Source organism: Aurantibacter sp., assembly GCF_042094015.1.
GTDB lineage: Bacteria > Bacteroidota > Bacteroidia > Flavobacteriales > Flavobacteriaceae > Aurantibacter.
In genome coordinates this window covers 1-14,177 of the sequence record NZ_JBELDZ010000013.1, presented here as the reverse complement: position 1 = coordinate 14,177, position 14,177 = coordinate 1, and the positions used below count along the sequence as shown (strand labels likewise).

The 14,177-nt window shown below is 32.6% G+C and carries 11 protein-coding genes; all 11 read right to left on the bottom strand.

The genetic code is table 11. From position 1 onward, the window contains the following. Positions 1 to 4: 4 nt before the first annotated feature. Complete coding sequence (gene ruvA, locus ACFDSN_RS03395) at positions 5 to 586, bottom strand: Holliday junction branch migration protein RuvA (protein WP_375238421.1); 582 nt, start codon at positions 584 to 586, stop codon at positions 5 to 7. A gap of 78 nt (positions 587 to 664) precedes the next feature. Continuing rightward, the gene (locus tag ACFDSN_RS03390) at positions 665 to 2,971 is read right to left on the bottom strand and encodes an NADP-dependent malic enzyme (protein ID WP_375238420.1); all 2,307 of its coding nucleotides are present in this window, start codon (positions 2,969 to 2,971) and stop codon (positions 665 to 667) included. 112 nt (positions 2,972 to 3,083) lie between these two features. Next, on the bottom strand, positions 3,084 to 4,007 hold the full coding sequence (queG, locus tag ACFDSN_RS03385; RefSeq protein ID WP_375238419.1) for a tRNA epoxyqueuosine(34) reductase QueG: 924 nt from the start codon (positions 4,005 to 4,007) through the stop codon (positions 3,084 to 3,086). A 62-nt stretch (positions 4,008 to 4,069) separates the two neighbouring features. After that, on the bottom strand, positions 4,070 to 5,092 hold the full coding sequence (gene ruvB / locus ACFDSN_RS03380) for a Holliday junction branch migration DNA helicase RuvB (protein WP_375238418.1): 1,023 nt from the start codon (positions 5,090 to 5,092) through the stop codon (positions 4,070 to 4,072). Positions 5,093 to 5,176: 84 nt separating this feature from the next. Continuing rightward, a complete protein-coding gene (locus ACFDSN_RS03375; protein ID WP_375238417.1) occupies positions 5,177 to 6,973 on the bottom strand; it encodes a cbb3-type cytochrome c oxidase subunit I in 1,797 nt (598 codons plus the stop codon). 34 nt (positions 6,974 to 7,007) lie between these two features. After that, positions 7,008 to 8,087, bottom strand: a complete 1,080-nt coding sequence (locus ACFDSN_RS03370; protein WP_375238416.1) for a cytochrome c oxidase subunit II — start codon at positions 8,085 to 8,087, stop codon at positions 7,008 to 7,010. Positions 8,088 to 8,111: 24 nt separating this feature from the next. Then, entirely contained in the window at positions 8,112 to 9,467 is a 1,356-nt protein-coding gene (locus ACFDSN_RS03365; RefSeq protein ID WP_375238415.1) for a quinol:cytochrome C oxidoreductase, read from the bottom strand. 27 nt (positions 9,468 to 9,494) lie between these two features. Further along, a complete protein-coding gene (locus tag ACFDSN_RS03360; RefSeq protein WP_375238414.1) occupies positions 9,495 to 10,046 on the bottom strand; it encodes a c-type cytochrome in 552 nt (183 codons plus the stop codon). Between the two features lie 9 nt (positions 10,047 to 10,055). Continuing rightward, positions 10,056 to 10,586, bottom strand: coding sequence for a DUF3341 domain-containing protein (locus ACFDSN_RS03355; protein WP_375238413.1), 531 nt, complete (start codon positions 10,584 to 10,586; stop codon positions 10,056 to 10,058). 3 nt (positions 10,587 to 10,589) lie between these two features. Beyond that, on the bottom strand, positions 10,590 to 12,050 hold the full coding sequence (gene nrfD, locus ACFDSN_RS03350) for an NrfD/PsrC family molybdoenzyme membrane anchor subunit (RefSeq protein WP_375238412.1): 1,461 nt from the start codon (positions 12,048 to 12,050) through the stop codon (positions 10,590 to 10,592). Between the two features lie 37 nt (positions 12,051 to 12,087). Further along, positions 12,088 to 14,177 (bottom strand): 4Fe-4S dicluster domain-containing protein (locus tag ACFDSN_RS03345; protein ID WP_375238411.1); only part of this gene is annotated, 2,090 nt, incomplete at its 5' end.

Genomic DNA, 14,177 nt, shown 5'->3' with positions numbered 1-14,177 from the left:
ATAATTATAATTTTTTTAAAGCTAACTTAATTAGCATTTCTACAGTGGCTTCTGGTTCAGACACTATAATTTTGTCTAATATTTTATCTGCTTGTTTTTTATTAAAACCTAACACTTCTAAAGCAGATAACGCTTCATCTTTATTAGTATTGCGTTCTTTAACAGAAACTTCATCTAAATCGTAAATTTTTAAAACTTTATCTTTTAAATCTATAATAACACGTTGCGCTGTTTTAACTCCAATACCTTTTATAGATTGGATTAACGCGACATCTTCTGAAGCGATACCTTCTCTTACTTGTTTTGGTGTCAATGATGACAACATAGTTCTAGCAGTATTTGCACCAATACCAGAAACTGAAATTAACAACCTAAAAATTTCTCTTTCGGAAATAGATGAAAACCCATACAATATGTGTGCATCTTCTCTAATTTGCAAGTGTGTATATAACTTAATTGTTTCTTTATCTGGGATATTTGAAAAAGTATGTAAAGACACATTTACAAAATAGCCAACACCATTGCAATCTAAAACTACATGTGTTGGATTTTTTTCAGCTAATTTACCTTGTAAATGCGTAATCATTTTTGTTCTTTTAAAAAGTTATAAAACTACATTTTTTTTTTGATATTCGAAGAAGTCTTAAAAACAGATTTCAAATAATTAAATTTGATTCATTTTAACTTCTTTTTCATTTCTCCATTTTTCTTTTTGTTGCGAATCTACAACTGCAATTGCAGTCATATTTACTATTTCGTCCACACTTGCATCTAGCTGCAAAACATGCACTGGTTTTTTCATCCCCATCATGATTGGACCAATAGATTCGGCTTTATTTAGTTCTTTCAATAACTTATAAGTAATGTTGGCTGAATCTAAGTTTGGAAAAACTAATGTATTTACTTTCTTCCCTGCTAATTTTGAAAACGGAAACACATCTTGAAGCATTTCACTATTTAAAGCGAAATCTGTTTGTAATTCACCATCTACAATCAAATCAGGATAATTTTTATGAATAAAAGCAACTGCTTCTGTTACTTTAGATGCTTGCTCGTGTTTAGATGACCCAAAATTAGAATAGGAAATCATTGCCATTACAGGTTCCACTCCAAACATTTTGACAATTTGTGACGTCATTAAAGCAATACGAGATAAATCTCTAGAGGTTGGATCTATATTTATTGATGTATCACTTAAAAACAAAGGCCCACGTTCTGTCATCATAACATTAGCTGTCGCAATTCTGGAAGCTCCTGGTGCCATACCAATAACTTCCAACATAGGTTTAACAACCATTGGATAACTTTGAGAATATCCTGAAATCAAAGCATCCGCATCGCCTTCATTTACCATCATTGCTGCAAAGTAATTTCGTTCTCTCATTCTTTTTTGTGCAGAAAACAAACTAATTCCTTTGCGTTTACGCTGTTTCCAATATACCTCTGCATAACGTTCTAAACGTTCTGCTTCTTCATCAGATTTTGGATCTATTATCAAAACATCTGCGTCAAACTCTATTTCTTGTTTTAATTGCTCAATAACATCTCTTCTTCCCAAAAGAATTGGAATTGCTATTCCTTCTTCATAGGATATTTGTGCTGCTTTTAAAACATCTAATTGATCTGCTTCTGTGTACACAACACGTTTAGGGTTTAATCTTGCTCTATTTAATAACAAACGAACTAACTTGTTATCTGAACCTAACCGTTTTAACAGCTCTTCTTTATACTTATCAAAATCTTCAATTGGTTCTTTAGCTACTCCACTTTCGTGAGCTGCTTTTGCAACTGCTGGTGGTAATTCTGCAATTAATCTTGGATCAAATGGTTTTGGAATAATATAATCCTTCCCAAAAGTCAACCTAGTTTCTCCGTAAGCAATATTTACTTGTTCTGGCACAGGTTCTTTAGCTAATTGTGCTAAAGCTTTTACTGCAGCCATTTTCATTTCTTCATTTATCTTAGTCGCTCTAACATCTAAAGCTCCTCTAAAAATAAACGGAAACCCTAAAACATTATTTACTTGATTAGGGTTATCACTTCTACCTGTTGCCATTATGATATCTTCTCTTGCATTAATTGCAATCTCGTAATCAACTTCAGGAGTAGGATTTGCTAATGCAAAAACAACTGGGTTTTTAGCCATAGATTGTAACATCCTAGCGCTTACAATATTTCCAACAGACAAACCTAAAAAAACATCTGCACCAACCAATGCTTCTGCTAAATTCTTGTATTGTTTTTTTGTTGCAAAATACATTTGCTTTTCAGTTAAATCAGTTCTTTCTTTATGAAGTACTCCATTAACATCAAACATTATAATATTACTTGACTTAACACCTAACTTTTCATAAAGTGAAATACAAGCCATTGCAGCAGAACCTGCACCAGAAACAACCACTTTAACTTTTGATATTTCTTTTTCTGCTATTTCTAAAGCATTTAATAAAGCTGCTGAAGAAATAATTGCTGTTCCGTGCTGATCGTCATGCATTACCGGAATATCTAATTCTTCTTTTAACCTACGTTCAATTTCAAAAGCTTCTGGCGCTTTAATATCTTCTAAATTTATTCCTCCAAATGTTGGCGCTATGTTTTTTACAGTAGCTATAAATTCTTCAATGTTTTCTGTTCCAATCTCAATATCGAAAACATCAATATCTGCAAAAATTTTAAACAGTAAACCTTTACCTTCCATTACTGGTTTCGAGGCTTCTGGCCCAATATTTCCAAGACCTAAAACTGCTGTTCCATTAGTGATTACAGCAACTAAATTTCCTTTTGCGGTATACTTATAAACGTTATTAACTTCTTTTGCTATTTCTAAACAGGGCTCTGCAACTCCTGGAGAATAAGCCAATGCTAAATCTCGTTGTGTTGCGTACTTTTTAGTAGGAACAACTTTAATTTTTCCTGGATTGGGTTTTGCGTGATAAACTAAGGCTTCTCTTCTTCTACTTGACTTGCTCATAACACTATATTTTTAAAAGGTTTATTACCTTTTTCTTTTATTTTGACTTACAAATGTAAGGGATTCATATTTTAGTACATAGAAAAAAGTTATTTATACCTTAACTGAAGTTTTACCTTTTAAGAAATTTTATATTTCTATTTAACCCAGAGAATTTTGTTCTTTTAACTGCAGATTTTTGAAATACTTTTTTAAAAACATCTTCTGTTATTTCTTCCCAATCTTTTTTTGTTAAACTCAATAATTCTGGGTTTGGATTAAAAAGCGGTTCGGAATGCGGTTTAGAGAATTTATTCCAAGGACAAACATCTTGACAAATATCGCATCCAAACATCCAATCATCAAATTTACCTTTCATTTCATTAGGCAACTGATCTTTTAACTCTATCGTAAAATAAGAAATACACTTACTTCCATCTACTACATATGGATCTGTGATAGCGTCTGTTGGACAAGCATCTATGCAAGCAGTACACGTGCCACAATGATCTGTTGTAACATTGTCATATTCTAATTCTAAATCGATTATTAATTCTGCTACAAAATAAAAAGAGCCAACATTTTTAGTAATTAAGTTTGAGTTTTTACCTATCCATCCTAAACCAGATTTTGCAGCCCATGCTTTATCTAAAACTGGAGCAGAATCCACAAAAGCGCGTCCTGAGACATCGCCAATTTGAGTTTCAATAAAATAATGAAGCTCTTTTAGTTTTGATTTAATAACATCATGATAATCCTTACCATAAGCATATTTTGATATCTTATAAGAACCTTCTATTTGTGTTTCTTCTGGATAATAATTTAATAATAATGAAATAACAGATTTTGAACCTTGAACTAATTTTGTAGGATCCAATCGTTTATCAAAATGATTTTCCATATAAGCCATTTCCCCATGACTATTATTTTTTAACCATTTTTCTAATCTTGGGGCTTCCGTTTCTAAGAAGTCTGCTTTACTTATTCCACAAGACAAAAAACCCAATCTCTTAGCTTCTTGTTTTATTAATTTTGAATATGTTGAGGCGTTATTCATTTTACACTAACGACTACTCGTTATTATATTTTAGAAAGAAATAATGATTATTCTATAACTGTTTAAAATAAACCACCTTGAATTGGTCCTTTTACTTTTCCTAGGTGTTTATAAGCTAATTCTGTAACTTCTCTACCTCTTGGCGTACGTATTATAAAACCCTGTTGAATAAGAAATGGCTCATATACCTCTTCTATAGTTTCAGAACTTTCACTCACTGCAGTTGCAATAGTAGAAACACCAACTGGTCCACCTTTAAATTTATCAATAATGGTATTTAGAATTTTATTATCCATTTCATCTAAACCGTAAGCATCTACATGTAATGCTTTTAATGCAAATTTTGCAATTTTAATATCTATTGTTCCATTACCTTTTATCTGTGCAAAATCTCTTACACGTCGTAATAATGCATTAGCTATTCTTGGTGTTCCACGACTTCTTCCTGCAATTTCTATAGCAGCTTCCATTGTAATTGGCATATCCAAAATATCAGAACTTCGTTGTACAATAGTTGTTAATAATTCTGTATTGTAATATTGTAATCTACTTTGAATTCCAAAACGTGCGCGCATTGGAGCTGTAAGTAATCCTGAACGTGTAGTTGCTCCAACTAATGTAAATGGATTTAAATTAATTTGAACAGATCTAGCATTAGGTCCAGATTCAATCATTATATCAATTTTAAAGTCTTCCATTGCAGAGTATAAATATTCTTCTACAATTGGACTTAGTCTATGGATTTCGTCAATAAAAAGCACATCTCTTTCATCTAGATTAGTTAATAAACCTGCCAAATCTCCAGGTTTATCTAAAACTGGTCCAGATGTTATTTTTATACCTACTTCTAACTCGTTTGCCAAAATATTAGCTAAAGTTGTTTTTCCTAATCCTGGAGGACCATGAAATAAAGTATGATCTAACGCTTCGTCTCTTTGGTTAGCTGCTTGAACAAATATTTGAAGATTCTCCAACACTTGCTCTTGACCAGCAAAGTCACTAAATGAAAGTGGTCTTAATTGCTTTTCAACATCAACTTCTTCTGGTGTGAAATTATCGTTAGTGGGATCTAAGTTTCCGTTCATAAGTATAGAAAATGACTTTATCAAATATACTAAAAAAGCCTTTCTAAATTAGAAAGGCTTTTAATATTGTTTAGATTGAAAAGATTAGTGTTGTAACTCTTCTTCTCCTTCGTACATAGGTACATCTTGAGGTACAAAATCTGTATCGTGACCTGGCTTAGAATAATCGTAAGCCCAACGATGAACTTCTGGAATTTCTCCTGGCCAGTTACCATGAATATGTTCTACTGGTGTAGTCCAATCCAAAGTATTTGATTTCCAAGGGTTTTGTACTGCTTTCTTTCCGAAGAAAATACTTGAGAACATATTATATAAGAATACTAATTGAAAAACTCCACCAATTAAAGCAAATACTGTAATAACAACATTTACATTAGCTAAGTCATCAAATAATGGGAAATTAGAATTTGTATAATAACGTCTTGGTAATCCTGCCATTCCAATAAAATGCATTGGAAAAAACACACCATAAGCACAAACTGCTGTTACCCAAAAGTGAATGTATCCTAATTTTTTATTTAACATACGTCCAAACATTTTTGGGAACCAATGGTAAATACCTGCAAACATACCATAAAGAGCAGATATACCCATTACTAAATGAAAATGTGCTACAACAAAATAAGTGTCATGTACATTAATATCTAAAGCAGAATCTCCTAAGATAATTCCTGTTAATCCTCCTGTAATAAAAGTAGATACTAATCCAATAGAGAATAACATTGCTGGATTCATTTGCAAATTACCTTTCCATAACGTGGTTATATAATTGAAAGATTTTACGGCTGACGGAATAGCAATTAATAATGTTGTAAATGTGAATACAGATCCTAAGAAAGGGTTCATTCCTGAAATAAACATATGGTGACCCCAAACAATTGTAGATAAAAATGCAATTGCTATAATTGAAGCAACCATTGCTCTATAACCAAAAATTGGTTTACGAGAGTTTGTTGCAATAATTTCTGAAGTTATACCTAATGCTGGTAATAATACAATATATACTTCTGGGTGACCTAAGAACCAAAATAAGTGCTCAAATAAAACAGGAGAACCACCTTGATAATGTAAAACTTCACCTTGAATAAATATATCTGATAAGAAGAATGATGTTCCAAAACTTCTATCCATTATTAATAATAATGCAGCTGATAATAAAACTGGGAAAGAAACAACACCAATAATAGCTGTTACAAAAAATGCCCAAATAGTTAAAGGTAAACGCGTCATAGACATACCTTTAGTTCTTAAGTTAATTACTGTAACAACATAATTTAATGATCCTAATAAAGAAGATGCAATAAAAATAGCCATTGAAACTAACCATAAAGTCATTCCCATTCCTGAACCACCTTGTGCCATTGGTAATGCACTTAAAGGTGGATAAATTGTCCATCCTGCTGCTGCTGGTCCAGCTTCAACAAAGAAAGAAGACACCATAATTACAGAAGAGATAAAGAACAACCAGTAAGATACCATATTAAGGAATCCTGAAGCCATATCTCTTGCCCCAATCTGTAATGGAATTAACAAGTTACTAAACGTACCACTTAACCCAGCGGTAAGTACAAAGAAAACCATTATAGTACCGTGAATAGTTACCAATGCTAAATAAATATCTGCATCCATAACTCCTTCTGGCGCCCATTTACCTAATAATGCTTTAAAAATTACATTAGGCTCTTCTGGCCATGCAATTTGCATACGCATCATTAAAGACATGATTACACCAATAACTCCCATAATGGTACCAGTAATAAGGTACTGCTTGGCAATCATTTTGTGATCCTGACAAAAAATGTACTTTGTGATAAAAGTCTCTTTATGGTGATGACCATGATCGTCGTCGTGAGCGTGAGTATCTTCTACGTGTGCTGCCATAATTTTTTATATATAGTTCTTTTTGTTTATCTAATTAATTTGCTGCAATTAAAGACCCTTTAAATACTTTTTGAGTCTTTAACCAAGCGTCATATTCTTCTTGTGTTTCAACTATAATTTTCATTTGCATATTATAGTGAGATTTTCCACAAATTTTATTACATAATAATAAGTAATCAAACTCATAACGCTCTAAAGCATCTTCTCCTTTAGCAGTAAGATCTTTACTTTTTTCAACTCTAATCCTATTAATGTTAGCTATTTTATCTATCATTTCAGGAGTTTCACGCATTTCTGTAGTTGTCTTTGTTGGCGTAAAACTAAATTGAGTAATCATTCCTGGTACACAATTCATCTGTGCTCTAAAATGTGGCATATATGCCGAATGTAATACATCTTGAGAACGCATTTTAAATAATACAGGTTTACCTACAGGTAAATGTAGTTCTGTTGTGATGATATCATCTTCTGCATTAGGATCTGATTCATCTATTCCTAAAATATTAGCACGATCAATATCAATTAATCTTACGTTAGCTTTACCTAGAGTATTATCTTCACCTGCATATCTTGCTTTCCAGTTAAATTGTTGTGCATAAAGCTCAACAACAATAGGATCATTTCCTTTATCTGGATTCATAATACTAGTCCATGTAAATAAACCAGATATTACTAATCCTGCTAAAACAATAACAGGTATAATAGTCCAAACCGCTTCTAACATATTGTTGTCTGCAAAAAATACTGCCTTTTTTCCTTTTTCTCCCCTATACTTAAAAGCGAAGTAGTGTAATAAAAACTGAGTAATGGTTTGTACAAAGAAAATAATGATCATAGAAATAATCATTAACCTATCTAAACCTGGTCCATGTTCTGATGCAGAGTTAGACATTAATGGTAAATCGCCAAACTTAACAAAACAAATAATTGTAATTACATAAATGAAAACTAAAAAGCCTAACATTAAGTAACCGTTAATTTTGTTATCTGAATCTGTTGCTACCTGAGATCCTGACTCAGAGTTTCCGATTTGTGTTAAATCATAAATCTTCACCATTTGCCATATGGCAACAAGTATAAATACTAAAACTAAAATTGATAATAAAGCAGTCATTGTTGTCTTTCTCTTTATTTATTATTAATAATGAAAGTGTTCACTTTCCTTAACTAAAGGATTCCCTTTAGCAATTAAAGGTTGTTTTGATAATGCATAGAATACAATGAATATAAATAAACCTGCAAAGAATAATACAGAACCAATTTCTGGGTAACCAATAAACCATCTATCTCCAACAGTTGCAGGCATAATCATATTAAATATATCAATATAATGTCCTCCTAAAATAACAACTCCTGCCATAATTACAAACCAAGATAGACGTTTGTAATCACTATTCATTAATAGTAATAATGGGAATAAGAAATTCATAACAATCATTCCAAAGAATGGTAAATTATAGTCTTCTATACGCGTAATAAAGTAAGTTACTTCTTCTGGAATATTTGAATACCAGATTAGCATAAACTGAGAGAACCATAAATATGTCCAGAATACAGAGATACCAAACATAAACTTAGCTAAATCATGTATATGGCTATCGTTAACCATTGGTAATAATCCTTTTGATTTTAAGTAAATAGTAATTAAAGCAATTACTGTTATACCACTTACAAACATACTTGCGAATACATACCATCCAAATAATGTAGAGAACCAGTGAGGATCTACAGACATTATCCAATCCCAAGACATCATAGATTCTGTATAAATAAAGAATACTAAGAATGCTGCTGCAATACGGAAAGATTTTTTATAATTTCTAATATCTCCTTTTTCAGCTTTATCTTGAGCTAAAGAAAATTTACGCGCAAAAAATCTATATAAAGACCAACCTGCAATAAAAATTAAACCTCTAATTAAAAACCCAGTAGAATTTAACCAACCTGATTTTCCTTTTATTAATTCATCATGCTCTACTACTTCTGGATCCATCCATATAAAAATATGTGAACCACCAAAATATCCAATCAATAAAACTATAATTGCTCCAGGCAATAAATAGTATGTAATTGCTTCCATTACTCTAAATAATAATGGAGACCAACCAGCTTGAGCTGCAAATTGAATCGCATAAAAAGCTAAAACACCTAATGAAATCATCATAAAGAAAAAAGCTGCAACATAAATTGCTGACCAAGGTCTATTGTGTAATTGATGCATTACGTGCTCTGCATGTTCATCTTCATGAGAAACAGCATGAGTTTCTTCTCCGTGCGAATCATCCGAATGATGAGCTACTTCTTCTTTGTGAGTATCATGTGAATCTACTTCGTGTCCACCACCATGATGATCACCTTCGTGAGCTAACATTTCTTTTACTTCCTCAACAGTATTAAATTCGTGAGAATTTGCAAAACCAATACTAGTAAGAATTGCCCCTACCAGAATAAGTAAGGCTGCAAATATCTTTAGTCTTTTTGAAAATGTATACATATCTATAATATAAACTTTATCTAAATATTATTTTTTTAAATCTGCCCTTAACGCCATAACGTATTCAGCAACTTGCCAACGTTCTTCTTCATTAAGTTGGTTTGCATAAGACCCCATTGAATTTTTACCATAATAAATAGTATGATAAATTGAACCAATAGTAATATCTCTATCTGCATAATTAGGAATACCTAATATTTTTTCACGTTTTACAAGTTTACCTTGACCTTTACCTTTAGTGCCATGGCATATCCCGCAGTAAATATCATAAAGCTCTTTACCTCTTGCAGTATCAATAGACAACGAATCTAGTTTAGAAACTAAAGATGTTTTAGCTAATTCGTATCCTTCGTTTGTATTATCAATATCAAAAGGAGTATATCCTCTTGGTATGGTTCCGTCTACTGGCAATTGAGATTCAACACCATTTGCAAAAGCATCTGATTCTTGGTATGCTTCATACCCTACCGATTTATACATATTTGGCATAAACTCGTAATTAGGTCTTGAATTCTTTTTACAAGAAGCGAATGACACTAAAATTAGTAAGGCGATTGTTATGTGTTTTAAATTCTTCATTGTATCTAATTAATGTTCTTTATCAATTAAATTAATTTCAACTGCTCCAGTTGTAGCGATAAGCTCTTCTAATGCTTTAGCATCTCCTGAAACTGGTATTTCCATTAAAAAATGATCATCTGTTGTTCTTGGATCTGGGTTTTCAGCATCTTTAAATGGCCACATTCTACTTCTTAAGAAAAAAGTAATAACCATTAAATGAGCTGCAAAAAACACAGTAAGTTCAAACATAATTGGTACAAATGCTGGCATATTTTCTAAATAACTAAAGCTTGGCTTACCTCCAATATCTTGAGGCCAATCTTCAATCATAATAAAATTCATCATTAAAGTTGCAACAGCTAAACCAACACATCCATACATAAATGCACAAATAGCTAATCTTGTGGGAGCTAATCCCATAGCCTTATCTAGTCCATGAACAGGAAAAGGTGTGTATATTTCTTCGATGTGATATTTAGCGGCTTTTACCTTTTTAACGGCATTCATTAAGATATCATCATCATTATAAATAGCGTGAATTACTTTTGAAGCTTCCATAGACTATTGTATCGTGTTTGAATTGTTAGCATTAGTTATGTTAGATGTTCTTGCATCTGCACCTGATCCAACTAAACTCTCTCCAGAATCTCTTAAGTTTTTATACTTATCTCCAGAAGACTTTAATATAGTTTTAACTTCTGCCTGTGCAATTACAGGGAAAGTCCTAGAGTACAATAAGAATAGCACAAAAAAGAAACCTATTGTTCCAATAAATATTCCAATATCAACGAATGTTGGTGAAAACATTGTCCAAGATGAAGGCAAGTAATCTCTATGTAATGATGTTACAATAATTACAAAACGTTCAAACCACATTCCAATGTTTACAACAATTGAAATAGCAAAAGAGAACATAATACTTGTACGTAATTTTTTAAACCACATAAACTGAGGAGAAAACACATTACAAGACATCATTGCCCAATATGCCCAAGCGTATGGTCCAGTTGCTCTATTTAAGAAAGCATACTGCTCGAATTCTACACCAGAATACCAAGCTACAAATAACTCTGTTATATAAGCTACACCAACAATAGAACCAGTTAACATAATTACTATGTTCATTAACTCAATATGTTGTACCGTAATGTAGTCTTCCATATTACATACTTTACGCATAATAATAAGAAGTGTATTTACCATAGCAAATCCAGAGAAAATCGCTCCAGCAACAAAGTATGGGGGAAAAATTGTGGTATGCCAACCTGGAATAACAGATGTTGCAAAATCAAAAGATACAATTGTATGTACAGAAAGTACTAAAGGAGTTGCTAAACCAGCTAATACTAAAGATACCTCTTCAAAACGTTGCCAATCTTTTGCTCTACCTGTCCAACCAAAACTTAATAAACTATAAATTTTCTTTTGGAAAGGTCTTACAGCTCTATCTCTTAGCATAGCAAAATCAGGTAATAAACCTGTCCACCAGAAAACTAATGATACAGATAAATACGTTGAAATTGCAAATACATCCCAAAGTAATGGAGAGTTAAAGTTAACCCATAGAGAACCAAATTGATTTGGAATAGGTAATACCCAATAAGCCAACCAAGGTCTTCCCATGTGTATTACAGGAAATAATCCCGCTTGAACTACAGAAAATATTGTCATAGCTTCCGCAGAACGGTTAATAGCCATACGCCATTTTTGACGGAATAACAATAGTACTGCAGAAATTAATGTACCTGCATGTCCAATACCAACCCACCAAACGAAGTTAGTAATATCCCAAGCCCAGTTAACTGTTCTATTTAATCCCCAAGTACCAATACCTGTGGATATAGTATAAATCATACAACCTATTCCCCAAAGGAAAGCTACAAGTGCAATTGAAAAAACAATCCACCATTGCTTATTCGCTTTACCTTCTACAGGTGCTGCAATGTCCAATGTTACATCGTGGTAAGATTTACCTCCGGTAACTAAAGGTGTTCTAATAGGTGCTTCGTAATGAGACGCCATAATCCTTTTTTAAGTTATTACTTTGTTAATTATTCTTTTATTTAATGTTTCTTACTTTCGTATGATACATTACGTTAGGTTTTGTTCCAACACTTTCTAATAAATGATACATACGATCATCTTCAGTTAATTTGGCAACCTTACTATCTTTATCGTTGATATCTCCAAATAACATTGCACCGTTACTACAAGCTGCAGAACAAGCTGTTTGGAATTCACCATCTTTAATTTCACGTCCATCACGTTTAGCATCAAGAATAGTTTTTTGTGTTTTTTGAATACACATAGAACATTTCTCCATAACACCACGAGAACGAACTGTTACATCTGGATTAACAACCATACGACCTAAATCATCGTTTAAATGATAATCAAACTCATCGTTACCAGCATATAAGAACCAGTTAAAACGACGTACTTTATAAGGGCAATTGTTAGCACAATATCTTGTACCTACACAACGGTTATAAGCCATATGATTCTGACCTTGCTTCCCATGAGCAGTTGCAGCAACTGGACAAACTGTTTCACAAGGTGCGTGATTACAATGCTGACACATTACTGGTTGAAATGCTACTTGAGGATTAACCGATGGATCTTCTAACTCACCAAATCCACCTAAAGAACCTTCATCTCCAAATAAACCTGTAAATCCATCTTTTTTAGCATCATCTTCAGCAAATGTTTCTTCAGAAGAATAGTAACGATCAATACGTAGCCAGTGCATATCTCGACTTCTACGTATTTCCTCTTTACCAACTACTGGCACATTATTTTCTGCATGACAAGCAATAACACAAGCACCACAACCCGTACAAGCATTTAAGTCTATAGAAAGGTTAAAATGATGACCTATACTTCTATCAAACTCATCCCATAAATCAACTTCAGGAGATGTTACTTCAGTTTCTTGGTGATTTAAAGATACCACAGGAACAGCGTTCCAATGCTTCTTATCTTTAGTGTTAAATACTTCTAAAGTCGTTTCTTTTATAATATCACCACGACCCATTAAAGTATTTTGCAACTGTAAACAAGCAAATTCATGCATACCAGATGCTTTTTCTACTGTTACAGTTTGAACTGTGTTAAAATCAGCATATAATTCATACGCATTAACTCCAGTTTTCATTTCATCTTTAAGACCAGTAGTTCTACCATAACCTAATGACAAACCAACAGTTCCTTTAGCTTGACCTGGCTGAATAATAACAGGTACGTTTTTTAAAGTCTTATTACCAACTTTTAAATTAACATAACTACCATTTAAAGCTCCAGTTGCATCATGATTATTAACTAAAGCCCATGCAGCAGCATCAGCTTTAGAAACAGTTACATAGTTATCCCATGAAGCTCTTGAGATAGGATCAGGAAATTCTTGTAACCAAGGATTATTTGCCTGTTGTCCATCACCCATTCCAGTTTTAGTGTAAAGCGTTAACTCAACACCTTTAGAACTAGCTGAACTTGCTAAATCACTTGCAGCGTTAGATGAAGGTATTTCTACAGTTTCTTCTTCTAAAGTAGCAGTTTCCTCAACTACAACATTAGATTTAGTAACAAAAACACCATCGTGTAACGCTTGATTGAAAGAAGCACCATTTAAAATAGTTTCTTTCCAAGTCGTTTTAATATAATCGTTTAAAGTCACATCATTTGATGTCCACTTTAATAATGATTCTTGAAATTGTTTTGTATCAAATAAAGGACGAATAGTTGGTTGCATTAATGCAAAATGACCTTTCTTTATCTCTACATCTCCCCAAGATTCTAAATAATGAGGTGCAGCAGCAATATATTGTGATATAGCAGCAGTTTCATCTTCCTTAGAAGTGAAATTAACCGATAATTTTACTTTTTTAATTCCAGTAGCAAAGTCTGAAGCATTTGGCAATGTATACATAGGGTTTACACCACTCATAATTACAGCACCAACTTTCCCAGCTTTCATATCGTTAATAAACGATTGAACTGTTGCATCGTTACCTTGACGTGTTTTAATTACGTTTTCAGTATCGAAAGCTTTACTCTTTAATTGTTCGTTAATCTCTAGAACAACCATCTGAGCATTTACATCTTGTAATCCTGTTACAACAACACCATTACTTCCAGCTTTATTTAATTCTG